This is a genomic window from Shewanella sp. 10N.286.51.B2, from assembly GCF_041469265.1.
Taxonomy (GTDB): domain Bacteria; phylum Pseudomonadota; class Gammaproteobacteria; order Enterobacterales; family Shewanellaceae; genus Shewanella.
Window position 1 is genome coordinate 1 of record NZ_JBFRKH010000030.1, and the last position, 24,712, is coordinate 24,712.

Below are 24,712 nucleotides of genomic sequence, written 5' to 3' on the forward strand. Positions count from 1 at the left end.
AATCCTGGTATCCCAGCCATCTTAGGCAATGTAGCTCAGCTGGTTAGAGCACAGCATTCATAATGCTGGGGTCGCAGGTTCAAGTCCCGCCATTGCTACCATGTTTAAAGGTAGATTAGTGGGTAACGCTATGCTACTTAGTTAGAAAAGAGCAACAACAGAGTTTACACTATATATAATTAGTGTATATTCTGAGAAAGATTTGATGCGGGAGTGGTGGAATTGGTAGACACGCCAGATTTAGGTTCTGGTGCCGTAAGGTGTGAGAGTTCAAGTCTCTCTTCCCGTACCATCAAATTTTTTCAATATGTAAACCTTCCTTTATGAAAAGTTATACATAACCAATTTTGGGATATCGCCAAGTGGTAAGGCACCGGGTTTTGATCTCGGCATCCCCAGGTTCGAATCCTGGTATCCCAGCCAAATTTAGCCTCACGGTTAAAGCAAAAGCCCGTCTTATGACGGGCTTTTTGTTGCCTGAAATTTATGATTTATCTTCTTATATTTATCCATTATCACTTATCGATTGAGGCATATGATTATTTTTGTATGATGGATAAGTCATACGTTCCAAATTATTACTTTCTAAATTATTACATTCAGAGTCTGCCCGAAATGCCAATTAATCCAATTACAGAGTCAATGTGGCCTGAAATCTATAAACTCCAATCGCAAGTGTATGTGGATATTGAACCAGAGCCGCTCGAAGTCCTTCGGGATAAATGGCAGCATTCTGCTCACTGCTGTTTTGTCTATCAAAATGAAGAGCAAAAGGTAATGGCTTATCTATTGGCTCATGTTTGGGCTAATGAAACGCCTCCTAAGCTCTATCAGACACTTTCTGAGAAAAAGGAGGGTAATAAATTGTTTCTACATGATTTAGCGGTATCTGCTCTATTAAAAGGCTCAGGAGTCGGTAAGCAAATGGTTGAGCAGTTAAAATTAATTGCTAAGCAATACAATTACTCACAAATACAACTTGTGGCAATACAAGGCTCAGTCCCTTTTTGGCAAAAAATGGGCTTTGAGATTGATCATGAGCAGGCGGCTAACGCAAGTTATGGCCCTGATGCTAAGATTATGAAGCAAGTGCTTTAATCTGTTTTACTTTCTAAACCTTAAGCAAATAAAAAAATACGGCCAATTGGCCGTATTGTTAACTGATAAAAATTAATTAATCATTTATCGCTTACTTCTGTCTAGCTGGGTAAGAAGTCGATCGCCCAAATGGTTGTCATTGTTGCAACATCTTCTGCTGGGAAGGTGATTGAACGTAACACAACCTTTAGTTGGCGCTCTAATTTGGCATTGTTAAGCTGGCTTGATTGAATATCAACCCGACTAATGCTGCCATTAGGCAGGATCTCAATCTCAAACATGACTTTACCTTTGAGGAAAGGGTCTTTACGCAGAGCTCGATTATACAAGGCATATAAACGTGCTTTGTTCGCCTCAAGTGTGCGGCGTAATGCAGCCTCTGAACGTTGGCTTCCCGCAGAAGCCAGTTGCTCTTCCTCGGCAATTGCCCCTTGAGTAGCTAACACCTCCTCTTCTGCCAACCTAATTTGTTGGGTGTTTTTAGTGCTTAAAGCATCTGACACAACGGTTTGATTGACGGTAGAGGTGGTTAAACTCTCACTTTGGGTATTGGCCGAAGCTGCTAACATCTTACGTTTGACTTTCACTTCTTGCGCCTGCGTTTGTTCAAGGGCACTTTGAGATGCCGGCTTGATATCAAACGCTTCACGCATTGAAAAAAGCTCATCTTTCATGGCTGCTAGCCCTGAAGTTTGTGCTTTTTCTTTTGCGGCCTCACGGGTCATTGTCGGCTGTACTATTGGCTTTTCAACAGGTTTATCGATAGGCTTCTCTTCAACCTTTTCCGGTTCTTTTTCAAGTTCTGGCTCAGGTTCAGGAATAACTTCTGGCTTTTCAGGCACTGGAAGTTGTTTTTCTTTAAGCATTATTTTCGCTAACTGCGGTGGTAATTGCTCTTTAACTTCTCTTGGCACTTCAACTTGCTCAAGTAAAGGCACACCGATGCCGAACACAGCGTAAATGACCAGTAGTAACACTAAGATCTGTTTAAATAACCTATCTTGTTTACTGGGCTTAAATAAATCACCTATGTCGTTAAAGCTATTACCATTTGGGCTACTGCCATTAAACGAATGGGATAAGCTTGCTGCTGTCATGCTAACTCTCCTCAGCCGTTTTACTGGCTTGGCGTTCCACGGCTAATGACATATTTCTATATCCCGTTTCAGCACAAGCAGCCATAATTTGCTTTAACGCCATATAAGGTGTGCTGCTATCGCCAATAATGGTGACGGCACGGCCTTTTTCCTTTTCTGACTCTGTTAACTCAGTACGTTTACTCGCTTGGTATGTAAGCTCAGTAGTCATCGCTTCAATAAACTCAAGGTTTTCTTGTTCACTGAAGTTAGGCTTATCAGCACTATTTTGCCAAACAGCTCGCTCTTGGATAAGCACTGTATCTTTAAGTACTGTGATAACCAGGTTTTCAACTGGCAGTTCTTCAGCAATAGAGACAGGTAACTTTATCTTTTCGATATTTTGTAGAACGCGTACTTCAGATTGATTCACAATCAAGAAGAATACCAAAATCGTAAAGATATCCATCAAGGCAACTAAGTTAAGTTTGCCACCTGATTTAAAGCGCTTATGGTGCTTAGCAAGTCGTTTAGCTCTGGGTGATTGCTTCATGATTTGCCTCCTGTGGTTTCACTTACTTGTGTTTCAGCAAGTGATTCTTCAGGTGCATCGCCTAATGAGATAAGCGGAAACAGTTCAGCATCGACTAGATTAGCCGCAACCACTGCTTTGTATGAACGCACGGTATCCATTGCAGTCACAATGGTCTGATAATCGATATTAGATTCAAGCAAAAGCACTATGTCATTTTTATCGATTTCTTGTTGTTGAAAAGTCAGTTTAAGGTCTTGTAAGTACACAGACAAAGCCTTGAAATCATAACCTTGTTCTGTTGTTTCAATACGTTTAAGTAATATGCCCGCAGGGTAGTTGAGCTCAAGACTTTGCTGAGTAATGACCAGTTCCAATACTTTAGGTTCTTGATCATCTTCAGCTTGTTGAGATTCTGACATAACAGGCAATTGCAGATTTAGTATCCGTACTTGTGAAAATACCAAACTCAGTAATAACACAGGCACGAGCACGATCATCAAATTCATAAATGAAGTGATATCGAGTTCTGCATCTTCGGTATTAGGGCGACGACGGCGTCTCATAATTATTAGCCTCGGTCCGAATCCGCTTGCTTAGAAAATGACAGTGAATTAAGTAATTTAATGCCAGCCATTTCAATTGAATCAACAATAGTCGCAGTTTTAGTTTGCAGTGTTGAGTGAAATAGAATTAGCGGAATAGCGGTAATAAGACCAAATGCAGTGGTGTTCATTGCAACAGAAATACTGGAAGACAGCAGGTTAGCTTTTTCAGCTGGATCTGCACTGGCTACCGCAGAGAACGCTGCAATCAGCCCCATAATGGTACCCAGTAGACCAAGTAGCGTAGCAATATTGGCTAAGGTAGCAATAAATGGCGTGCGCTTTTCAAGTCTCAACATGTACTCCATGATGGTTTCTTCCATGGCGTATTCCACATCTTCACGGCGATTAGCTTGTGAAATTCTGACGATACCAGATTGCAATACATCAAATACAGGGGCTTTATTATTTTGCGCATGTTGACTGATTGTCGCGACATCACCGCTTTTAAGTGCTTCTTTGATTAACGAGAATGCTTTTTGGTTAGTGCGATGAGCTGAACTGAGATATAACCAGCGTTCGATAGTGATGGCCAAACCGACGACTAATACTAGGGCGATAGGGTATATGAACGGGCCACCATTTTGTAAAAATGCAATAATATGGTCGGTAAAACTCATGATATTTTCCTTTTTATAGAGTCGAACGAAGTTGTTTTTGACTCGTCCTAAATGTAGTTATTTTTTGTTACTGCTTTTTTGTTACTGCTTTGGGTTAAACTTTTATCTTGGTGAATACACCCTTTATTGTTTTGATGAAGTATTCACACTGAAATCACGTACCTCTTGTTGGAACTTTTTAGGGTTAATCGGTTTGAATTGCGGCAAGATGATTTGCATATTGTTATCTTGTATTGCTACAGGGTTGGTAATTCCTTGCCAAGGCATGATGTAAAGCACTTTGGGTTGCTCTTGCGTGCCGGTCACTTTACTTTCAATTAATACGGGTTTGTTTGCTGTGCTGACGGTTTCAGCGGCATTAAGCTGGCCAATGCTAATGACTGATAGCAGCAAGAGTGTCATAACAGCAATAACCGCTGCGTTTACACGGTATGTTGTCATCGGGGTTAATGAACTAACCATCTTATCCTTCTCCTTCTTGCAAATTGAGCCCAGCGCGCTGAATTTTTATTTCAACGCCAGCCAACCATCGCTGGGCTTGAACATCATCAGGTTTTAGCAATAAATAGGATTGATAATAACGTCTCGAATCTAATAGTTTTCCTCGGTATAGCTCGAGCAAAATAGCCAGGTTAACTTGTGCTTCTGGATAATTAGGCCAAATAGATAATGCGGTTAAATAATCTTTTTCTGCCTGTTCAAATTGACCTTGCTTTCTTGCTACAAGGGCCTTCAACTGAAAGGCGTAAGGGTTTTTATGGTTAACGGCAATGGCTTGATTTAACAAAGATTCAGCCTGACTAAAGTCACTTTTATTAATGGCGATTAAGGCTTTGTTTACTAATGCACCTGATAGGGTTGGCTGCGCCAAGAGTACTTGATCGAATAATACATCAGCTTGATCAAATTGCTGTTGTTTCATCAGAGCAAGCGCATCTTGATACTGAGTTAACACCGTACTGGGTACATTGGCTAAACGTTGCTGTGCTTGCTCAGCATATAAGTTGTAATTGTTGGCTGTTATGTCATTTAAAGCGCCATTACTTGCCGTTTGCTTGTTCGAGCTGTTCCCTACAGAGCCATTTGCCACAGAGCTAGCATTGCCATCATCTGTGTTAACCATATCCACCATACTGCTATCTAGGGCATCAATACCGTTAGCTTCGGCGTTTTCACTCGCTTGACCATTAGTCATCGTTGAGCATGCAGACAAGATCATTAGGCTGAAACCCATTAATAACTTGATGGTGACATGAGCTGAGGAAAGTGTGTTATTCACTTTATTATTCACCCGACTGTTTACTCTCTTACTTAAAGGTTTAGTGAATTGATTCAACGACATCATGTGTCACCTCCTGTTTGTTATATAACGCAGGTGACAGTTCAGTTAAGGTTGTGAAACTTTTGCCAATCCATTGGTCATAGATATTTTGCCAAGCTCGCTCAGTGTTACTGATATGAATTTCAATAGCCTTTTCCTCAAATGGATAGGCGAGCTCTTCAAGCAATATTTCGTACTCTTCCAGCGCTAATTCATCTAGGTCACTAGGGCGCTCAGAGTCCATAACATCAGCCGCTAACTGGCGATACATTTCAGCTAAGTTAAAGGTTGCTTGCGGCACATATTGTGCTCGTTGAAAGTCCAACACTTGCTGGTAATAACCAATAGCTTGTTTCATCGCGTCTTGTTTACGCTTCAAGGTTTTATTTAATGGCGCGGTTAGCTTAATCGCGATAAATGTTTGCTGGTGTGCTTGGGCTAATTCAGAAGCTGCAATAGAGGCAATTTCAATTTCTCGCCCAGCAAAGGTATTCGCTTTAGCTTGCTGCTTGGCGTGGAAGGTTAATATCTGGCGATACCAGTAATATTCCTTGTTGGGCTCGTTAGAAACTTGATAAAACTCGCTCATTTTAAGGCGTACTTCTTGTGCTACATCAAAAGGCTCAGGGTAATCTTTAGCGTATGTTCGATAGGTTAAGCGGGCTTTTTCGGTTTCGCCTGCTTTGAGGTAGTACTCCGCAGCAGTATATTGCGCCTCACGCTTTAGCGCTCCTTTGGGTTCATTGGCAACAATAATCAACAGTTGCTCAGCAGCCAATTCCCATTGTTCTAATGCTTCATATGACTGAGCAAGTTTTGCTGGGATTGATGCACTGAATTGATGTTTAGGGTAACGCTTTTGAAATGGCACCAATACCGTAATAGCTTGTTGCCATTGCTGTTGCGAAAGCAAGATATTCGCCGCTTCAAACTCGCCACTGACTGCATATTTTGATTCAGGCACAGCTTTGCTAATCCGCAATAAATCGACAACAGCAAGTTGCGGATTGTCGTTCTTGTTAGCCTGTGCTTGGAAGTAAATGCTTGATGCTAATAAATCGCGCATTTCAACTCGTGATGTCGCTTGCTGCGCTGTCGGTGTTTGACTGACACTTAAATATTTTAACGCCAGATTATAAGATTGCTCAGCAAGGGCATATTGGCTTTGCTGATATAACCCGTGAGCATATAACTGAGTCACAAGTTGTACTTGTTTTAATTGAGTTTTAGGCAGCTGTTTACCGTGCTCTACTGGATTGATAACACTTGATTTATCTAGGGCGATATAAGCCTGAGGTTTTTGTACACTGGCTAATTCATCAGGTGTTTGTCGCGCTACTACCGCTATTTGTTCTGCACTTTTCTCAGAGGGTTGATTAATGACACCGTGAGTCACTAATACAAATTCGCTGAACTGGGCTAAATCCAGGTAGTTTTTCGATGCAAATGAATATTGGGCGCCGTGAGTTGCAAGCTCTAGAGCGCGTTTATCATCTGGATAGTTGGCGATAAACTGTTTATCTAAGGCGACCCTCTCTTGGACAACGACCTGAGTGCTATCCAAATTTGCATTAGCTTGATTTTGCAGCGGCGTTAGGATTTCTCGAATTGTGATTGTGGTTGCATAAGCAGCCTGCTTTTTGAGGGCTATCTGCTCTTGGTTTAGCTGCTTATTTGGTTGGCTTAAGTGATCAGCTTGTTGGTTTGGCTGGTCTGCTTGAACCGAATCATCAATAGAACTGATTTCACCATAAGCGATAGTTTTATAACTGTTAAGTGCTTGTCTAAATTGCTTGGCTTCAAAATTAGCATCAGCAAACAGGTATTCATCAGTGTGAATATCTTTGCTGAGTAAGCTGCTTGCCTGTGGCAATTTTGCGAGTTGTAAGTAAGTACTTAATGCATTTGCAGCCGCTTTAAAAGCGCTTACTCGGCCAATGCCTGCAGGCTGATTTTGCGCGTTGGCGTAAACTCTGCGGCTATGCTCATCACTAAATGCCAGTAAATGAGGCAGTAACTCTTGTTGATGCTTTGCACTTGCTTGACTCCAAAAAGTGCTATTTAACCCGTACTGGTTAATATAATCATTTTTGAGTTTATGCATTGAAGCAAATTTACCTTGGCGCTGATAAAGCTCAAGTAAAGCCAATGAGTAACGAGCAGACCAAATGTTATCTTGTGCCAAATCGATATAGGCTTGATAGGCCAGCTCTGCATCATGTTGCAGCTCTTGTTTCAGTAAGAATTTTGCTAAGTTATCAAATAGAACATGTTGATAAATAGGTAAGTAACGCGTGTCTTGTTTTGATGTCACCAGTGCAACTAAGGATACGGATTGTTGCTGCTGACTGAGTGAAATACTTAAAACTCGCTGCGCATCAATTGCTAGGTTTTGCTCGCGACTGCTCAAACTGGCAAAACTGAAATCCGTTGCGGTTAACTCATTTTGCTTTGGTTTATGGTTAGCTAAAATCGTATCGAACACGGCTAAAAAGGTACTATCAGCCTCAGGTAAGCGATTCAGTTTAAACAGTGACCAGCCAGACATATAAATGCTGTTGAGTAAATATTTATCATTGTTATCAGCTGATTGAACCTGTTTATAAGCGCTTATCGCAGCAGGGTAATCTTGCAAGTTGTAATAGATTTCGCCGCGCCTAAAGTTAAGCTCCGCTAAATATTGAGTGTTAGGGTAGCGGGATAATAACGATTCCATCTCGATTAAGCTTTCATCTAGCTGGCCTTGCAAATCTAGCGCTTTTGCCAGTTGATACTGCAGATGCTCGTTATCAGCGCGATTAGGGTAGCGCTGTAATAGTGTTTGATACTCAGCGATTAATTTTACTAGCTGTTGATCGTTTTGCTTGAATTGTTGCAAAGCTTTTTGCTCTGCAGCTAACGGGTTAACCCCTGTATCTTCATCAAGAACTGTGGTTTCAAGCTCACCAAACATTTGCTCTTCAAGATTTTCAGTCTTAATTTGAACCAGACGATATTCAACGTGTGTTCTGACTTCTGGGTTGGGTTCTAATGTCAGTAATTGCTGATAAATTTGCGCAAGTTTTTGGCTTCGCTGCGCTTTTGTCAGAGCAAGTGAGTCCAATGAAACTTGGGGTTGTTGTTTGGCTAAATCAGTTAATGTCGCTCTTTTGGGATTGTTATTAGCTTGAGTATCTAGGGTGCTTTTACAACCGCTGACGCCAGCAATGATCATGCAGCTAACGAGTAGAGATAGCGTTGGTTTTGATGGGGTCATTATAATTTCTCCCCATTTATAACAGGTTGGGACATTTGCTCTAATACAGCCGCCATTTCATGGCGAGAGGCCAGTAATAACTGTTCAAGCTGAATTTGTTGCTCAGAAACAAAGGCTGAGATTTTTTGTTGAATTTGAGCTTTGGTTGAGGATTCAAGTGCTGCGATATTTTGAATTGTTGTAACCAGTCTCGTTTCTGCTTGAGCTTGGCGCTGCTCAAACGCAGTGGTTTGTTGCTGAGAATTGGCTAACTGAGCAAAGCGTTGTTGCTGCAGACTTACCAGTACGAGTTGTTGGTCGACTTGTTTAAGTAATTTTTTATGTTGCCATAACCTTTGAGGAAATTGCTGTTGCAACTCCCAGTTAAGGACTGCTTTAACGCGGTTTAGTCTTTGTTGATACTCTTCAGTGCTGCGCTGACCACGAATAGCCTTGATAACGTTTTCACTTTCATTGACGCGTTTAAGCCATGCTTGCTCTGCGTCATTGGCAAAAATATCTGCGTTTTCTTGTGCCTCAGCCTCAGTAATCATTTGTGCTAACAGCTGCTTTTGATTGGTTAACTGCTGAATCAATTCAGGATACTGGGTTTGGCTTTGCTGTTCGATGATGCGAGCTTGACGCTGTTTATTGAGTGTTAAGCTCTCTTTTATCCAGGCATTTTTTTGCTGCTGACGGTCAATATTGCTCGTTAACAGTGATAACTCAGATAAGGTATCGATATCGTGTTTCAGCTCTGGATTTTCTAAGGCTTTTTGCAGCCATTGACCATTAGCTCCCGTTTGAGCGTTTACATTACTGTTGAACAATAATGGCGTTAATTCTGTTTGCTTAATATCGGTATGAAAGCGTGCTAAGTCAGCTAATTGTTCAACATAGAGTTGCTCGGCTTGTTGATAGCTATATAGGCTCTCAGAAAGTGTGTTTTGCTGTTTGATTTGAGCAGAAATGAGTAATGCTGATTGCCAACCGAGCTGGGAGTATTGATAGTCACGTTTTAATAAATCAAGCAATGCCAGTGAAGTGTCATATCGCTTGATCTGCTGAGCTGAGAAGGCAAATAGAAATAGTGCAGACTCAGTGTAAGGACTGTGCTCAGGAAAATCTTGTAATTGATCGAATGCTGCTTGGTATAGACCTTGTTTAACATACAGTTGGGCTAACAATAATTGAGCATAATCATTAATGGCTTGCTGCTGGATTTGTTTGTCTGCCTTTAATTCATCAGCTGTCATTATGCTTATGTCAGTGATTTCTTTATTAACATTTTTACTAGAAACTTGAGCTCGTTGTTGTGGACTCTTTTCGGTAAATAAGCTTTGCCAGAAATTCGTTTCAGTTGCTGCTACGTTTATGTTTTTAATGCGTACCAGCAGTGTTTCTGCGCGTTGATAATCCTTTGCTTGCATCAATTGCAGTGCTTGGTTAAGCATGACGTAAGCAGATAATGCTGACTTTGCAGTTAATTCAGTATCTGCTTGGTTTGATCCCGCGGCTGACTCATCAAGTATTTTCGCTGAAGGAGTCACAGATGCAGGCCAATATGCCAATTGATGTAGGATCTGATATTGCTCAGCATATGAAGCAGGCAGTTGAGTGATATTAGCGAGGGTTTGCTGGGCAGCACTGTGTTTACCTTGCTCTATTTGTTGTTCTGACAACTGTAGTAGCGCGATAAGCTTTAACTCATCAGCAGAGGTGGCAGTTTTATTGCCTTGTTTATCTTCGGTTGGTGGCTCAATACCTGCCAACTTATCGTCTGCTTGTTGTTGAATTAATGCTTGCTCGAACGTGGCCAACGTCTCTGTAGCTTGATGATGTAAACCGATGGATACCTGTAAGCCAGCTTCAAACAAATGGCTTTTTGCGGTATCAGCATCAAAGCGCTGTCTGTTTAGGCTAACTTGGCTTAATGCGGCGTTGTAATCACCTTCAAAATAAAAGTATAAGGCTTGGCGATAAAGTTTATTGCGCAGGTTAGCTTGCTGAGCAAGGGTTAAATTAGTTGCAGTCGTTGCATTAGCAACTTCAGTTGGTTGCTTATTTAGTTCATCAGTTGAGACATCAGTGGGCATATCAGCACTGATAGCTGCAGTTGAAAAACAGCCGCTAACGATAAGCAGTAATATCGCTTTTAGCTGAGGCGTTGCTACTGCATAGCGGCTAAAGTCACGGAAAGCTTGGTTCATATTAACTGGCATAACCGTTATAAAACCCACTCTTCAACTTTCACATCTGCACGATAACTGGATTCATTATCTTCAAGTTTCAATTCCACCATCACGGTTTCATCTGTCTTTTCAAATTGATGAGTCACTGCTCTTTGTACGGTGCGACCTTCTGCATCAACACCGGTAAAAATAGCGGTAAGCTGATGCTGTCCCATTTTCAAATTTCCCATATAGACTTTTTGAATGCCGCCTTTTTCCAGTGCACGACGTTGGCGTTGGGTATATAAAAAACCGGCTACATTTTGCTGATTAATTTTTAGCTCGACACTGTCTAGGGTAAAAAAACGTCCAATATCCACTGACACAAATACAGCTATTTGAGTGCTTGCGGGGAACAATAAGTCTTCTTCAAGAATGAATAAATCACGATTTAATTTAATGACTTGGCTTTTGATGTTTTCAAGATCGCTTGCTACCTGACTCTGACTATCAGCGCTACCATTACCATTACCATTAGTCATTGCATTAGCACTCGCGTCACTATTAGTATTGGCTAACGCGGCACTTGGCTGCATCGCGCTCCAGAACACGGTTATAAATAGCCCCAAAGTGAGCCATATTTTAAAATTTGTAGATGACTTAACAGTGTTACCCTGCGCTGTACCTTGTCCAGTACCTTGATCTGTGTTGTTCATATTTCTACCTTGAAAATGGGCTAAATCGCTAACATTACGCAAAATGATTAAAAGTAAACGCTATAAAAAGCGCGGATGACGTTAGCGGAAAAATTGTAAAACGGTTCGTTACCTACGCCACCATCAGCAGTGGGATCTCTAAAGTTGTTGTAGTCGAAGGTGATGTAGTCCCATTGAATACTGGCTTCTGAGCGAGTATCTCCAAAAGATAAGCTTTCAGGCATTAAATAAGTGACACCTAGGCCTAAGGTTAAGTCATTAAAGTCACTTAACTCTTTATCGCGGGCTAGGTAGTTTTGTGCATCTTGATAAGGGAATAAGTCACTATAAAATTCAGCTTGAGTTTGCTGGTAGTAACGCACTTTAAATTCAAGTTCTAAGAAGTCACCAATAGGGTGGCGGTATCCGAGTTCGACATCATTAGCATCAATTTCCCAGCTGTCGTTGAAGTAGCGATAATGAAAAAATAACGCCGCGCGATAGGGCAGAAAGTAGCTTGCCGATAATTTGGTTGAAAACGAGTTACGAGTCTCTGGATAGATTTCTGACTGATAGCCAACACCGGATGGGTTAGTTGTATCTATGTAGCGTACCGTACGGTATGGGTTATTGAGGTAACCTTCGTCAGCAATGGCTTCAAAGTTAAGTTGCGCGGTTAAGTTGCGAGTTAAAATTTGACTTATGCCTGCGCGAATACGGTACTGCTGGCTTTGTTCTTCAAATTGGTCATCGCCATTGCGGCGTATTTCATTATCACCATATGACACACCAAGACTTAAATTGGTTAAATCGCCAAAGGTATCTTGAGATACATTAACACTAAAGGATTGTGCGAGGTAATCGTCTTCATCACTCTGGCGGGCATTAAAGGTCATTAAGGTCTTATCGTTGAGGTATTCGACCCCAATTTGGCCTTCATGGCGCTTTTCGCTATATGGACTTGCTGTACTGAGCACATCTACAGAGGCCGAAGAAATGCTATCGAGGTAGTAGTAGCCAGTAAACGCCAATGATTCTGAGGTCTTTTTTCGAAGCAATACCGAAGGACCGTCAATTTTCATCCCGCCGCCTTCATAGCTGTGATAAAGCACATCAGCGCGATCAGGCTCTAGCACTGCTGCTAGGCTGAGTGGCGAGCAGAGAATTAATCCTGTCAGTGTGGCTGTCTTTAATAAGCACTTGAGCATCTTAGTTACAACCACAGCCACCGCCTCCAGTTCCTTCTGCTCCGCGAGCAGACTCACGGGCCTCCAATACATGCGCTACGTGCATATTGGCAATGGGGTGCCTACCAAATCGCATAATAGGATCGGCAAGGTTTTGGCGTTCATAAGGTTTTACCCAAGGTTCTATGTCTAAACTTGAGCAGCCCGATATTATGAATAGTGACGACAGGGCCGTTATGAGCATGAGCATTTTTTTGATTGGATTCATCATAGGGTTACTCTCTGATCAGCTTTTTAATCGCAGCGGCGTATTTTTTCTCGTAACCGTCTTGATAACCTAAGAACACATATCGCACTTTGCCGTCGCGATCGACAATCACAGTCGTTGGCATGGCTTTTACATCGTAGGTCTCAGATAGGCTGTTTGTTTCGTCAAAAAAGATGTCAAAACTTAAATTAAGATCGGCTAGAAAGTCTTTACCTGCTTGGTTTTCTTGCTCAACATTGACGCCCCAAACGGCAACGCCTAAATCTCGATATTTGTCTTCAAGCTTTTGCAGTACTGGCATCTCTTTTCTACAAGGTCCACACCAAGATGCCCAGAAGTTAATCAGGATGATATTGCCGCGCTGCTCAGAGAGTTTAAGGTTCTCACCTTGCATGTTTTTTAAGGTGAAATCTGGTGCCATATCGCCTTCTGATAACGCATTGGCTTGAATCGATACACTTAAAGTAAATAGGGTAAACAGGGCAATGAACCCACGCTTAAATAACATCATTGATAATCCTTTTTTTCTTACTATTTAATTTTTGTTTAACTCTTTTTCGAGCTAGGTTGTGACCAACGGCTATAGATTAAAAATAAACAGCAATACCGGTAGAAAAGGTTAAATTGTGCGTCGTTTTTGATGAGCCTGTTATTTGAGTGTCAAAGATGTAGTCACTCATCGCCAGATCCCATGCAACCCAGTCATTGAGAAAAACACGGTAGTTAGCGGTTAAGTTCACCGTAAATTGTTCATCACCGGCAAACTCAGTGTTACCACCACCGACTTCAATGGAGAACACACTGTTAAAGACTAAATCTTCACTGAAAAATATTTCACCAGGCAGAAGGTTATAACCAATATTGAGGCCGTAGTAGGTCATTTCGCGCTCTTCATCTGTCAGTAAAGGCGCGGTATTAGCAAGCTTCTCAAAACTGGTATATCCGCCTTCAGCGACTGCATATCTGCCTTTGACATAAAAGTGTTCACTGATGTGATACCCCAGATGTGCACTAATCCAAGGGCTATTTTCAAAGTCCTCAATTGACATCAAGCCACCTTGAATACCGACCTCGAAATTTTCGGTATCCAATACATCATCGAGTACTTCGCGGCGCTCAACATCGGCTTTAACTCCGACGGTATTTGATTGGCTAGCTTCAGCTGAAAGTGCAATGGCGCTATAGCCCATGCCTAAAGTGACGATACTTAGGGTTAAACAAGATTTAATTGCGTTTTTTACCATGGTATTAATGCTTATTTTTGTTGTTATCGCTGTTTTCATCATTGCCTTCATTATTCCCATGCCCATTAGAAAAAGACGCTAAAGCCGACTTTCCAAGATTGAAGTTGTTCATTTTCATCTCTGTCGGTTAAGGCCAACGAGAGTTTATATTCGGCGCGTAAGATAAAGTTACGTGCGAGATGGTATTTAACCCCAGCCGCTGCACTCATTAAGGTGCTTTGACGTGATTCAGAATCCGCGATAACACTGTGAGGCTTAGTGTTGATAATGCCGCCACCTATGCCAATGTAAGGGACCAAGGTAAATTCAGGAAAAGGATGGCTGTTAAGCATGGCTTCAAATAAGTCACTATCAGAAATGCTACCTAAGGCTTTACCTGCAGATATTTCAGCACTAAAAACAGGGGTGAAAACATAGCCTAAGTGCACGTTATAAAAGTTAGCGCCTTCAAGGTCGCCATACATTACGCCCGATTCCCAGTCTCTTTGCATAAAGGCTTCAGTGCCAATGACATGCTGGTTAACCGCTTCACCATGTTGGCTGAGTCCGCGTAAGTCATCTTCATGAAACCAACCTTCAATGCCACGCTTATCACGGACTTTGAGCCAAGATGTTCGTTTGAGTAGTACACTGACCTGTTCATGTTGCTCAACAACATGTACGACGGGATAGCCTGCACTTGGGCCTGAATGAAGCTCAACAAAGGGAACATCAATGGTTAACTGCGCCGCCGAGGATTCAGCGTGAGCAAGGTTGGAGTTCAATAACGTTAAACAGAGTAATGTACCTGCCAACATGAATTTGAATGGGCAGGCGAAATTAAACATAGTTTCCTTTTTGTAACATCATCAGTCCTTGTTTATTGTTGTTTTTATTTGGCTTTTAACTTTGTTGTTATCAAGGTTTTTCTTATCAAGCCGTCTCTTACCAAGGTTGCTCTTATTATGGCGGCTGTTATCAAAAGTCTTTTCGACTAATCTTGAGCGTAAAAAGGGGTGTTGTAATACTGAGCCCCAATATCTATCCATTCGCTTAATAATTTAAGTTCGTCGGCTGTCAGCATATTTTGATGGGTTTCATCATTCATGGTATTAAAAAACCTGCTACTGGCTCTGGCACCATTAGTCGAGATAATTGCTGGTACATTCACTGTGGTTAATACAGGAATTGGATTACCTTCGGCATCGAGTATCAATTCACCATCGGCATCCAGTTGATAAACCACGTTACCATCGGCATCTAGCACTTCGACTAGTTTGTCGATAACGATCCCATCCACTTCTTCTTGTTCGACATCATTAAAAAATAACTCACGATAACTCGTTAGGTGAGCGATTTGATCTATTGATGGAGCTGCAATCAATTCAAGCTGACCAGCTGGCACCTGGGCAAGGTTATTATCATCGACATTGCTATGGCACACGGTGCAAGTGTTATCCGCAAGGACCTCTAAGGTGTCTTCGTCTATGGCTAAACGAGGTAAATCCCAAAGGGGCTGAATATGTTCTTCATAGTTGATTTGAATGCGGCAATATGGGGTCCAATTATTAAAACATTCACTGCCATTTGGTGCAGGGGTTGTTAAGTTTTCATAACTCAGATTCATACTCGGGTTTGGCGCTGAGATAGCTGGATTAGTCCAAATATCATCGTAACGTAGGCTCGCCGATAGCTCTGCAATGCCATTGACCATGGCATCGGCCTGCGCCATGGTTTGACCTTGTATTGGAATAATATTGCTGCTGGCATTAGGGTATGCAGAGCCACCAATCGCCCCTGTGTTAATGCTGTCTGCTTGGGCATCATAACGGCCATGAGGTAATTGGCTGTTAGCCGTGTGACAACCCATACATTGCAGGGTTTCACCGGCTTGTAAACTTATCCATTGGCTGTGGCGACCACCAATGCGTTGGCCGTTGCTATCTAAGACACTGATGGCCAATGGCACATTTGCAGGGACTTTAATTTTCACTGAGCCGTCTGGCTGAATTGGGGTGTAGCCAATAACTTCGCGCATTAATTGATTTCGGCTGCGGCCAAAATCGGTATTGGCAATATCTCGAACTTCATCAGGTGGCATAGGTACGCCGCGGACGACTTTTAAAAAGCGCGCTGGTAATTCACTGGCGGGGGTTAATGAAGGATCGCGTAATCGACTAATACCGCCTTGATTACTGCTGCTGTCTTGACCATCAAAATCATATACGCTGCGAATGTGAATTGCCGCAGCGAGTTCTTGGTGCAACTGTGGATCAAGTTCATTACCAACCACTTGATCGGCGATAAAGGCTTTAGGTTGCGATGAAGGCTGCATCACTAACGCTTCAGTAATCACTTTACCTTCTTCGCTATTGGCGACTAACTGCTGAGTACCGTCGGCATCGTTAAGTAGCCAAAGCTCATATAAGGGATCGGCAAGTGTTAAGGTTTGATCCAGTAACTGTTCATCAGTTAATTGACCACATGCACGGATTTGTTCTTCAACAACAACCCGACAAAGATCCCAACTCAATAAATAACGTTGGCTGTTATCAGGTAATGGATATAAATGAGTTAAGCGCCCAGAAGGAGATAGCGCGTCTGCGAAGTTAAATTTAAAATCAAAACTGAGCGGTAAATCGCTTATGGCATTGTTAGTTGTGTTGTCGGTTTCGCCCGATACCGCAGTGGCTTGCTGGTTATCAATATACTCATCGATATTGATTGTCACAGGCCTTTTTTGATAACTCATTTCATCCTGTGATGACAGCAGCATTAGTATATTGCCATTTGGTAATTGCTGCGGTTTAACAAACTCAATTTGTTCATCTTGCTCATCGAGAGTCATTTGATGAGAATGCCAGCCGAACATTAATTCATTCTCAGTGCCATCTGGATTCATTTTGTAGAGGTTAATACCATGGTCGCTACCCATGTCATCCCAACGGCTATAGAGGATTTGTCCATCTTGCAATACCAGTGGGTAGAAATCATGACTAAGATTGAAGGTTAGTTGCTCAATACCGCTACCATCATCGTTCATTAAATGGATGTTGAACGTTTCGTTATCGCGGCTTTCATCGAGAGCGGTGTATTGCGGTTTACCTTCATCGAGTAAAATGGCTCGTGATAAGCGCTGGCGGGTTGAGGCAAATATAATCCGTCCATCAGGGAGAAAGGATGCCATCAAGTCATCACCTTGTTCGGCAGTCGTATCACTGTCTATTAATCGGGTCAGTGATTGGTCAGATAATTGGTAACGCCATATATTCCAACTTGGTTGTTCATCTTCGTCGGCATCAGCAATTTCTGGCGCGCGAATAGAGACTAAAAATTGTTGACCATCATCAGAGACTGATAAATCACGAATATCTATGCGTTGGATAGTGTCAGGATCTTCGGTGATTAAATCGGCAAAAAGTTCGGCGGTGATATTGGTAACGGGTGAGTCAGTAAACGCATTTCGTTTTACAAATAATTGTGCGCCAGGATTAAATTGGCTTGGGTTTCTACTTTGAAAACTAGCGGATTCTGGGTTGTCATCACTGGGCTGGGTAATGAGATCGCGCTGAATGTAAACCACAGGGTATTCAACTAAAACAGGATCAGGCTGTTCATCCTTAAGCGCGGTATCCGTGTTACAACCGCTAACAAGAAGAAACGCCATTAATGCTTGATAACTAAAAGCTTTATAGCCTAAAACTTTATTGTCAAAAGTTTTACGGCCTAATCCCTTTAAGCCGAAAAATGGCTTCATTTATTACCCTTATATATATAATTGTTATTATTGTTATCGTTACATGGTTAAAACGTAATAACTCTTGACATTATTGCCGCCTAGTCTCAGTGTTTCAATACTTTTTAATAAAAATTATTTTGCCAAGTAAAAAATAAAGTTAACAAAAATAAAAACAACAAGCTTTATGATTCCCGAAATACTTATCATTGTCTGCGTTTTTATAACTCTGCTGCTTAAGGCGTTTGTTGGCTGAAATAACGACAAGGAGACAGTATGAAGAGGCAACTTTGTACGGTGAAAAGTCAACGATTTTCAAATAAATTCAATGTGCTAAGAACGCAATTAAGACTGAATAAAACCCGAGCCTTTTTGCATAAATTAACACTAGGTTCAATAATTGTTTTTGCTCCTTTGTCTCATGCTGGGACGTTAGAGCAAGCAAAGCAATTACATGATCGTATCGCCGGTGTTCCCGCATCTGAACAAACCCTCAATGATATAGCGCAATTACTCGACGATAGTAAACCGATAGAAGCGGCTTATTTAGCAATGGAAACCCCAGCTTTTTATTCCACGACTTTAAAATTGTTCGCCACCCCCTGGACTAATATCGATCAAGACAGTTTTGCACCACTAAATGATTACAGTGCAACTGTAATTGGTGCGGTACGAGATGACGTTGATTTCAGGCAGGTACTGCAAGCCGATATGGTGTATGTGGGGAAGAACAGCCTTAATTTACCAGCCTATAGCACCAGTAATAACCAACATTACCAATCATTAGAAGATCAGTTTATTGATTTAAAAGATGGCTTGGAGCGAACCAGTCAGTCTAGCTTAAATGGTTTGCCAAGTGATGCTACAGCAGGCGTTCTAACCAGTAGAGCGGCTGCCAAAGCATTCTTTTATTTAGGTACAAACAGAGCCATGGTGCGTTTTACCTTAATGAATCATTTGTGCACTGATTTAGAGCCCCTAAAAGATAATACCCGTTCACCCGATAGAATCCGCCAAGATGTTAGCCGCAGCCCTGGTGGCGATAGTCGCTTATTTATCAATAACTGTTTAGGTTGCCACAGTGGCATGGATCCATTAGCTCAAGCGTTTGCATTTTATCAATATGATTTTAACCTTGAAGCCGATCCGGTTGGTGATAATGGGGCTATTGCTTACAACCAAAGTGGCCAAGTTGATCCCGATACAGGCACCAGGGTGCAAGGTAAATACCATATTAACTCGACCAGTTTCCCTTACGGTTATGTCACTGAAGATGATGAATGGCATAACTATTGGCGTGAGGGGGTTAACCAAAAGCTTGGCTGGGATGAAACCCTTGAAGGTAAAGGCTTTGGTGCTAAGTCATTAGGTGAGGAGTTTGCTAATAGCCAAGCTTTCGCTCAATGCCAAGTAAAGAAAGTATTTAAAACCGTGTGCTTACGAGATGCAGAGTCCAATGAGGATATTAACCAAATTGCGGCGACCACTGAGTCTTTTCAACAAAACTCATATCAACTTAAGCGTGTATTCGCTGAAGTTGGCAACTACTGCATGGGAGAGTAACGGTGAAATTATCTCAAAAAACCTTATCTAGCCTCTCGGTGCTGAGTTTATGTTTAACCCTCACTGCATGTGGCGGCGGTGACGTAGAAAGTAATCCGCCTCAACAGCAAGAACCAGACTCTGGCGTGTATACAGGTCCTGCACCTGCCACTGAAGACATTCAAAAATATAAAGTCTCATTGTGGGACAATATCTCAACTCAAAATCGCTGTGGAGCCTGTCATACTGAAGGTAATCAAGCGCCATATTTTGCCAGTCGAGAAGACGTTAACGACGCGTATGCTGCGACTAATCCGCTGGTTGATTTAACTGATCCAGCTTCATCTCGCTTAGTTGAAAAAGTGGCTGGTGGCCATAATTGTTGGCTAGACAGCGATAGTGCCTGTGGTGAAACCATGACTTCGTGGATCAAATTGTGGTCAGATGAACGGGTCAGTAGCGCCAATACAATTGAGTTAACTGCGCCAGTCATTCGAGAGCCAGGTTCAAGCAAAAGTTTCCCAGATGACAGTGCGCTATTTAGCCAACATGTTTACCCCATTGTTAGTCAGTACTGCGTTGATTGTCATAACGAAGGAGCGACTTTTGCTCAGTCACCTTTCTTTGCAAGTAACGATATAACTCAAGCTTACGAGTCGGCTAAAAATGTCATCAACATCGATGAGCCATCTCAGTCTAGATTAGTGGTTCGTTTAGGCAGTGAGTTTCATAACTGTTGGACAAATTGCCAAGAAAATAGCAATGAAATGCTTGCTGCAGTGACAGCGATGAGTGATGCAATTGCTGTCGATGAAATTTCACCAGAAATGGTGGTGTCTAAATCACTACGGTTAACGGATGGTATTACCGCTTCAAGTGGTGGTCGATTTGAAACGGATGTCATTGCCTTATACCAGTTCAAAACTGGCGAGGGTTCTACTGCATACGATACCTCTGGTATCGCGCCAGAAGCGAATTTATCGCTGACGGGTGATGTTGAATGGCTCGGCAGTTGGGGCTTATCTTTTACTAATGGTAAAGCGCAGGCCAGTACCGCCAACAGTAAGAAACTCCATGATTTAATCACCTCTACTGGTGAGTTTTCAGTTGAAGCTTGGGTAACACCAAATAATGTCACCCAAGAAGGGCCTGCAAGAATCGTCACTTATTCAGCAGGTGATGATGCACGTAACTTCACATTAGGCCAGAGCCAATATAACTATGACTTTATGCTGCGCACTGAAGCTTCAAGCACCAATGGCGAACCAGCCTTAAGTACGCCAAATGCCGATGAAGTGTTGCAAGCGACACTGCAGCATGTGGTATTAACTTATAACGCTACAGAAGGGCGAAAAATTTACGTCAATGGCAACTTAATTGAAGTGGCTGATGAAGATATTGCGCCGTTGGCATCTTGGGATGACAGCTTTGCGTTGATTTTAGGACGAGAGGCTTCAAACCAACATGTCTGGCAGGGTGATATTCGTTTGTTGGCGATTTATAACCGCGTACTAGAGCAAGAACAAATCAGCCAGAACTATGATGTTGGTGTAGGTGAGAAATTCTTCTTGCTGTTCTCGGTAAGTCATTTAATTGATTTACCCAATACCTATGTGATGTTTGAAGTCAGCCAATTTGATAATTACAGCTATTTATTTACTGGCGCTTCATTGGTGAATATCGATGGTACGCCAGTGGCTGAAGCATTTGATATGCGTTCAGTTCGTATCGGGATTAATGGTAAAGAAAGTGCCCAAGGACAAGCTTATTCCAACGTCGATTTAGCCATTGAAAGCGGTCAGGCGTTAGCTGAACCTATGTCGCTGTCTGCATTAGGCACTATTATTGGTCTCGAAAAAGGTGCCAGTCAGGATGAGTTTTTCCTCACTTTTGAGCAAATCGGTGAACATGAAAATGTGGTTGTGCCTGGCGTGATAATCACACCTGATGAGTTACCAGCAAATACCGAAACCGCGCAAATAGGCTTAAGAAACTTTGCTGAAATTAACCACTCAATGAGTGAGTTAACTGGTGTACCTCAGCAAACAACCAAAGTGTTTGATACCTATGGGCTAGTAAAAAGCCAACTGCCGAGTGTCGAAAATATCGATACCTTTATTTCTGCACAGCAAATGGGGGTGACGCAACTGGCAATTGCCTATTGCGATGTCGCCATTGATGACGATAGCTTACGCAGCGCTTGGTTCCCTGATATTGACTTCACGCAAGAGCCAAACGTGGCATTAAGCAGCGCAGAAAGACCTAACTTGCTCAACCCGTTAATTGGTCAACTTATGCCGCTGAATTTATCGAGTCAGCCTGATGCTAACTTGGTTTATAACGAGCTGGATTCACTAGTCAGTAATTTGTCTGTGTGTGGCACAAACTGTAATGCAGAGCGAACCCAAACTATTGCTAAAGCCTCATGTGCAGCAGTGTTGGCAAGTGCTGTGATGTTGATTCAATAGGAGCGTAATGATGATAAAAATACCCACACAGATCACCACGTTTCCAATATTGAATATCGACAATCAAGCGGCGGCAAAAAAGAGTTTAAAAGGACTTCAACATGACTAAACGTACTCATCTTCACCCTGACAGTCCTTTATTGTTTTCCGATCATCGTAAACCCATGACTCGGCGTGAGTTTATCTCAACGGGCCTGGCAAAAGGTGGCCAAGCGGTCGCGGGTTTATCATTAATGAGCATGTTTGCTAACCCAAACCAAGCCAATGCTGCGTTGTCTTCTGACCTAGAAGCACTGCGAGACTCATGCGGTATTAGCGTACAAGGGGCGGGTAAAATTCCGTTTATTAGTTTCGATTTAGCGGGCGGCGCCAATATTGCTGGCTCAAATGTGCTGGTTGGTGGCGCAGGTGGTCAGCAAGATTTCTTATCGACAGCTGGCTATAACAAGCTGGGTTTACCTGGTGATATGGCACCATCGATTGCAAACCCTGATGTTGGTATGTCTGATTTTATTAACACTGATTTAGGGCTCGCGTTCCACTCTGATTCAGCGTTTTTACGTGGCATATTGGAAAAGGTTTCAGCCGATACCGCATCACGGATTAATGGTGCGGTGATCCCTTGTCGTTCTGATAACGATACAGGTAATAACCCACATAATCCTATGTATGCTATTGCGGCGGCTGGTGCTAACGGCTCGCTGATGCCACTCATTGGCTCGCGCAGCACTGACTCTGGTGGCAACTCAATGGCAGCGGCTAATTTTGTCGATTTGAGCATGCGACCAACTAAAATCGATCGACCGTCTGATGTGACTGGGCTTGTGGATGTGGGTGATTTGTTTAACTTGTTATCTCAGCGCGATGCCGTAACCGTAATGGAAAGCATCCAGCGCATTAGCGCCCAGAAAATGGCTTCGGTGAACACTAAAGTAACTCGTGATGATGTGATTAAAGACTTAGTCAATTGTGGTTATGTGAAAAGTGCTGATTTAGCCGATCGTTTTGGTGATCCTTCGACACTTAACCCTGTGTTAGATCCTGACATTGTGGGCCCAAGCGGTATTTTTACCATTAATGAATTTGATTCAGAATCAGAGTTCCAAAAAACCGCTTCTATTATGAAACTGGTCGTTAATGGATTCTCTGGTGCTGGCACTGTCACTATGGGTGGTTTTGACTATCACACTGGTGAGCGTGGTACCGGTGAGTTACGAGATTTACGCGCAGGGCGTTGTATGGGCGCATGTTTGGAATATGCCGCTCGTCGCAATCAACCTTTGATGATGTATGTATTCAGTGATGGCTCGGTTGCCAGTAATGGCCGCATCGATGACTCAATGGAAGGACGAGGCAAGGGCGAATGGACGGGAGATAACTCATCTACAGGTGCATCTTTCTTCTTGGTGTATAACCCAGCGGGTAAGCCACAATTGATGGGCGCAAGTGCTGATCAAATGGCACAAAACCAACAAATCGGCTTTATGCGCTCTGATGCCTCAGTGGATACCGCATCAGCCCCATCGGCAAATAACGTGAACTTGCTGGTGGATACGGTGTTGCTTAACTACATGGCACTGCATGGTGAACAAGGCCAGTTCAATATGGTGGCACCAAGACAAGGTTTGGGCAACAGTGCGATGTTAGATTCGCTAACAGCGTTTCAACCGATAGTTTGATTAAAATATCGGTTTATTTTGCTGGTTAAATTTAAAAGCTCAGAGGTATTCTCTGAGCTTTTTTGTTTTTTAATCATTGTGATGGTTGTTTAACTGCCAACTAATTCGGTATTTTCTAGGTTTAAAATCTTAATCCAAAAGAACTTTGTAGATGAAGCAATGATATAGACCTTCATCACAATTGATCAGTTCCAAATATAGATACTCGTTTATCCAACAGGACTCTGATAGAGTGCTTACTAATCAATAGCTTTGCTTTAGTAAAGTTTAAGTATTTGGTTTATTAAATGTGCATGCGCACAATACAAATATTAGGTTATTATGAATATTATTTATACGTTTATAAAAAGGTTTTTTGCCTTTATTTGTTTTCTTTGAATTTCTGGCTGTGCGACACATTATGAGCCTATTATTGTCCCTGAATATTCTGGCTCTGTAAAAATCCAATCTTCTTCGGCTACTATATCTACAACCACGGAAATACCCGCTGGTGATTATTTAGTAGCTGATAGCCAAGTATTTCTTTCTGGTAGAAGTAATTTATCAAACCATTTTGGTATATTGGGAATCTTAGTCGATCAATTAAGTAATTCAGTTTCATTTGACAATGAAAATGAAACATTGAGTGTAAAGTTTGATGAAGTATTAACAGATATTATCCAAAATCAGGTTTTTGATAGAGAACTTAAGATTGTAAATGATACAGTGTCACCAAATTTAATTCTGTTACCATCAGCTAAGCTTATCTTAGATTCTGATAATTTAGCTCAAATTGAATTTAGACTTACAGTTAGAATTATTGATCCAATATCGGATATTCAATCGACTAAAGATTATTATTTTTTTAATGGCAAATCACTCCCTATATCAGGTGAGAATAGCTGGTCATCGGATAATGCGTCCAATCTGATTAACTACTCCCAATTTGCTCTTGAAAAATTAATTAACTCAGCTTCTTTTGATTTATTTGGTAATCATAAAGATTATTCTGATAAGAAATTACGTAAATATGTATATCTAAAATTCCCTTATTCTGAAAAACCTTTGAAAGTTGTTTTGCTAAATGAGCTTGATGATTATGTGGTTGTCTCTCATGAAAATAATGGTGTAATGGTGCAGTCGACGGTTCTCGTTGTAACAAAAGATCTATTAAGTCGCAAATAACCTGACTGATATTTTTTGAATAAGAAAATAAAATAAGTAGGTGCTGAAAATATGTTGGGTGAGAGAAAATAAGGAGGCTGTAACTAATTTTG

20 protein-coding genes and 3 tRNA genes are annotated in these 24,712 nt (G+C 41.9%); 8 read left to right on the forward strand and 15 right to left on the reverse strand.

The features are described 5' to 3' along the window. Positions 1–24: 24 nt before the first annotated feature. The 4 genes from AB4140_RS08490 (at position 25) to AB4140_RS08505 (ending at position 1,098) form a co-directional block, all read left to right on the forward strand. A tRNA-Met gene (locus tag AB4140_RS08490) sits at positions 25–101 on the forward strand. 106 nt (positions 102–207) lie between these two features. Then, positions 208–292 (forward strand) — tRNA-Leu (locus AB4140_RS08495). A 56-nt stretch (positions 293–348) separates the two neighbouring features. Then, positions 349–423, forward strand: a tRNA-Gln gene (locus AB4140_RS08500). A 192-nt stretch (positions 424–615) separates the two neighbouring features. Then, entirely contained in the window at positions 616–1,098 is a 483-nt protein-coding gene (locus AB4140_RS08505) for a GNAT family N-acetyltransferase (protein ID WP_102477092.1), read from the forward strand. A gap of 101 nt (positions 1,099–1,199) precedes the next feature. Here AB4140_RS08505 and AB4140_RS08510 read toward each other — a convergent pair whose 3' ends face one another. The 15 genes from AB4140_RS08510 to AB4140_RS08580 all read right to left on the reverse strand — a co-directional run bounded on the left by AB4140_RS08510 (position 1,200) and on the right by AB4140_RS08580 (position 17,788). Beyond that, positions 1,200–2,195 (reverse strand): AgmX/PglI C-terminal domain-containing protein, encoded by a 996-nt coding sequence (locus tag AB4140_RS08510; protein ID WP_102532057.1) that lies wholly within the window; start codon positions 2,193–2,195, stop codon positions 1,200–1,202. Position 2,196: 1 nt separating this feature from the next. Continuing rightward, a complete protein-coding gene (locus AB4140_RS08515; protein WP_102438967.1) occupies positions 2,197–2,727 on the reverse strand; it encodes a biopolymer transporter ExbD in 531 nt (176 codons plus the stop codon). Further along, on the reverse strand, positions 2,724–3,272 hold the full coding sequence (locus AB4140_RS08520; protein WP_372000575.1) for a biopolymer transporter ExbD: 549 nt from the start codon (positions 3,270–3,272) through the stop codon (positions 2,724–2,726). Before AB4140_RS08520 ends, AB4140_RS08515 begins: the two co-directional genes overlap by 4 nt. A 5-nt stretch (positions 3,273–3,277) precedes the next feature. Then, on the reverse strand, positions 3,278–3,931 hold the full coding sequence (locus AB4140_RS08525; RefSeq protein WP_102438963.1) for a MotA/TolQ/ExbB proton channel family protein: 654 nt from the start codon (positions 3,929–3,931) through the stop codon (positions 3,278–3,280). Positions 3,932–4,054: 123 nt separating this feature from the next. After that, positions 4,055–4,393: a hypothetical protein gene (locus AB4140_RS08530; RefSeq protein ID WP_102477096.1), complete on the reverse strand. Its 339-nt coding sequence runs from the start codon at positions 4,391–4,393 to the stop codon at positions 4,055–4,057. A gap of 1 nt (position 4,394) precedes the next feature. Next, entirely contained in the window at positions 4,395–5,276 is an 882-nt protein-coding gene (locus AB4140_RS08535; RefSeq protein ID WP_372000577.1) for a tetratricopeptide repeat protein, read from the reverse strand. Further along, entirely contained in the window at positions 5,251–8,508 is a 3,258-nt protein-coding gene (locus AB4140_RS08540) for a tetratricopeptide repeat protein (protein WP_303458936.1), read from the reverse strand. Before AB4140_RS08540 ends, AB4140_RS08535 begins: the two co-directional genes overlap by 26 nt. After that, positions 8,508–10,709: a CDC27 family protein gene (locus tag AB4140_RS08545; RefSeq protein ID WP_372000579.1), complete on the reverse strand. Its 2,202-nt coding sequence runs from the start codon at positions 10,707–10,709 to the stop codon at positions 8,508–8,510. Before AB4140_RS08545 ends, AB4140_RS08540 begins: the two co-directional genes overlap by 1 nt. 5 nt (positions 10,710–10,714) lie before the next feature. Further along, positions 10,715–11,374, reverse strand: a complete 660-nt coding sequence (locus tag AB4140_RS08550) for an AraC family transcriptional regulator (RefSeq protein WP_198590498.1) — start codon at positions 11,372–11,374, stop codon at positions 10,715–10,717. Positions 11,375–11,421: 47 nt separating this feature from the next. Then, positions 11,422–12,618: a DUF3570 domain-containing protein gene (locus AB4140_RS08555; RefSeq protein WP_241901125.1), complete on the reverse strand. Its 1,197-nt coding sequence runs from the start codon at positions 12,616–12,618 to the stop codon at positions 11,422–11,424. Then, the gene (locus tag AB4140_RS08560; RefSeq protein WP_368389875.1) at positions 12,563–12,811 is read right to left on the reverse strand and encodes a DUF4266 domain-containing protein; all 249 of its coding nucleotides are present in this window, start codon (positions 12,809–12,811) and stop codon (positions 12,563–12,565) included. The genes AB4140_RS08555 and AB4140_RS08560 overlap by 56 nt, the downstream gene beginning before the upstream one ends. Before the next feature lie 4 nt (positions 12,812–12,815). Beyond that, the gene (locus AB4140_RS08565) at positions 12,816–13,319 is read right to left on the reverse strand and encodes a TlpA disulfide reductase family protein (protein ID WP_102528065.1); all 504 of its coding nucleotides are present in this window, start codon (positions 13,317–13,319) and stop codon (positions 12,816–12,818) included. Positions 13,320–13,395: 76 nt separating this feature from the next. Further along, entirely contained in the window at positions 13,396–14,052 is a 657-nt protein-coding gene (locus AB4140_RS08570; RefSeq protein ID WP_241901126.1) for an outer membrane beta-barrel domain-containing protein, read from the reverse strand. Between the two features lie 65 nt (positions 14,053–14,117). Then, positions 14,118–14,879 (reverse strand): SH3 domain-containing protein, encoded by a 762-nt coding sequence (locus AB4140_RS08575; RefSeq protein WP_303445578.1) that lies wholly within the window; start codon positions 14,877–14,879, stop codon positions 14,118–14,120. A 146-nt stretch (positions 14,880–15,025) separates the two neighbouring features. Next, positions 15,026–17,788, reverse strand: a complete 2,763-nt coding sequence (locus tag AB4140_RS08580; RefSeq protein ID WP_372000582.1) for a hypothetical protein — start codon at positions 17,786–17,788, stop codon at positions 15,026–15,028. Positions 17,789–18,043: 255 nt separating this feature from the next. Between AB4140_RS08580 and AB4140_RS08585 the strand changes: the two genes are divergently transcribed. The 4 genes from AB4140_RS08585 to AB4140_RS08600 all read left to right on the forward strand — a co-directional run bounded on the left by AB4140_RS08585 (position 18,044) and on the right by AB4140_RS08600 (position 24,620). After that, positions 18,044–19,330, forward strand: coding sequence for a hypothetical protein (locus AB4140_RS08585; RefSeq protein ID WP_102477103.1), 1,287 nt, complete (start codon positions 18,044–18,046; stop codon positions 19,328–19,330). A 2-nt stretch (positions 19,331–19,332) separates the two neighbouring features. Further along, positions 19,333–21,777, forward strand: a complete 2,445-nt coding sequence (locus AB4140_RS08590; protein WP_372000585.1) for a LamG domain-containing protein — start codon at positions 19,333–19,335, stop codon at positions 21,775–21,777. A 101-nt stretch (positions 21,778–21,878) separates the two neighbouring features. Beyond that, positions 21,879–23,456 carry a general secretion pathway protein GspF gene (locus tag AB4140_RS08595; RefSeq protein ID WP_303458925.1) on the forward strand — a complete coding sequence of 526 codons (1,578 nt, stop codon included), beginning with the start codon at positions 21,879–21,881 and terminating at the stop codon, positions 23,454–23,456. A 561-nt stretch (positions 23,457–24,017) separates the two neighbouring features. Further along, entirely contained in the window at positions 24,018–24,620 is a 603-nt protein-coding gene (locus AB4140_RS08600; RefSeq protein WP_372000587.1) for a hypothetical protein, read from the forward strand. Positions 24,621–24,712: the final 92 nt, after the last annotated feature.

What these genes read in the sequence shown, in the direction of transcription:
- AB4140_RS08550 (WP_198590498.1), bottom strand. Translation starts at nt 11,374, where the DNA reads ATGAACAACACAGATCAAGGTACTGGACAAGGTACAGCGCAGGGTAAC.
- AB4140_RS08540 (WP_303458936.1), bottom strand. Translation starts at nt 8,508, where the DNA reads ATGACCCCATCAAAACCAACGCTATCTCTACTCGTTAGCTGCATGATC.
- AB4140_RS08525 (WP_102438963.1), bottom strand. Translation starts at nt 3,931, where the DNA reads ATGAGTTTTACCGACCATATTATTGCATTTTTACAAAATGGTGGCCCG.
- AB4140_RS08560 (WP_368389875.1), bottom strand. Translation starts at nt 12,811, where the DNA reads ATGATGAATCCAATCAAAAAAATGCTCATGCTCATAACGGCCCTGTCG.
- AB4140_RS08570 (WP_241901126.1), bottom strand. Translation starts at nt 14,052, where the DNA reads ATGGTAAAAAACGCAATTAAATCTTGTTTAACCCTAAGTATCGTCACT.
- AB4140_RS08510 (WP_102532057.1), bottom strand. Translation starts at nt 2,195, where the DNA reads ATGACAGCAGCAAGCTTATCCCATTCGTTTAATGGCAGTAGCCCAAAT.
- AB4140_RS08595 (WP_303458925.1), top strand. Translation starts at nt 21,879, where the DNA reads ATGACTAAACGTACTCATCTTCACCCTGACAGTCCTTTATTGTTTTCC.
- AB4140_RS08575 (WP_303445578.1), bottom strand. Translation starts at nt 14,879, where the DNA reads ATGTTTAATTTCGCCTGCCCATTCAAATTCATGTTGGCAGGTACATTA.
- AB4140_RS08520 (WP_372000575.1), bottom strand. Translation starts at nt 3,272, where the DNA reads ATGAGACGCCGTCGTCGCCCTAATACCGAAGATGCAGAACTCGATATC.
- AB4140_RS08565 (WP_102528065.1), bottom strand. Translation starts at nt 13,319, where the DNA reads ATGATGTTATTTAAGCGTGGGTTCATTGCCCTGTTTACCCTATTTACT.
- AB4140_RS08530 (WP_102477096.1), bottom strand. Translation starts at nt 4,393, where the DNA reads ATGGTTAGTTCATTAACCCCGATGACAACATACCGTGTAAACGCAGCG.
- AB4140_RS08545 (WP_372000579.1), bottom strand. Translation starts at nt 10,709, where the DNA reads ATGCCAGTTAATATGAACCAAGCTTTCCGTGACTTTAGCCGCTATGCA.
- AB4140_RS08505 (WP_102477092.1), top strand. Translation starts at nt 616, where the DNA reads ATGCCAATTAATCCAATTACAGAGTCAATGTGGCCTGAAATCTATAAA.
- AB4140_RS08585 (WP_102477103.1), top strand. Translation starts at nt 18,044, where the DNA reads ATGAAGAGGCAACTTTGTACGGTGAAAAGTCAACGATTTTCAAATAAA.
- AB4140_RS08580 (WP_372000582.1), bottom strand. Translation starts at nt 17,788, where the DNA reads ATGAAGCCATTTTTCGGCTTAAAGGGATTAGGCCGTAAAACTTTTGAC.
- AB4140_RS08535 (WP_372000577.1), bottom strand. Translation starts at nt 5,276, where the DNA reads ATGATGTCGTTGAATCAATTCACTAAACCTTTAAGTAAGAGAGTAAAC.
- AB4140_RS08515 (WP_102438967.1), bottom strand. Translation starts at nt 2,727, where the DNA reads ATGAAGCAATCACCCAGAGCTAAACGACTTGCTAAGCACCATAAGCGC.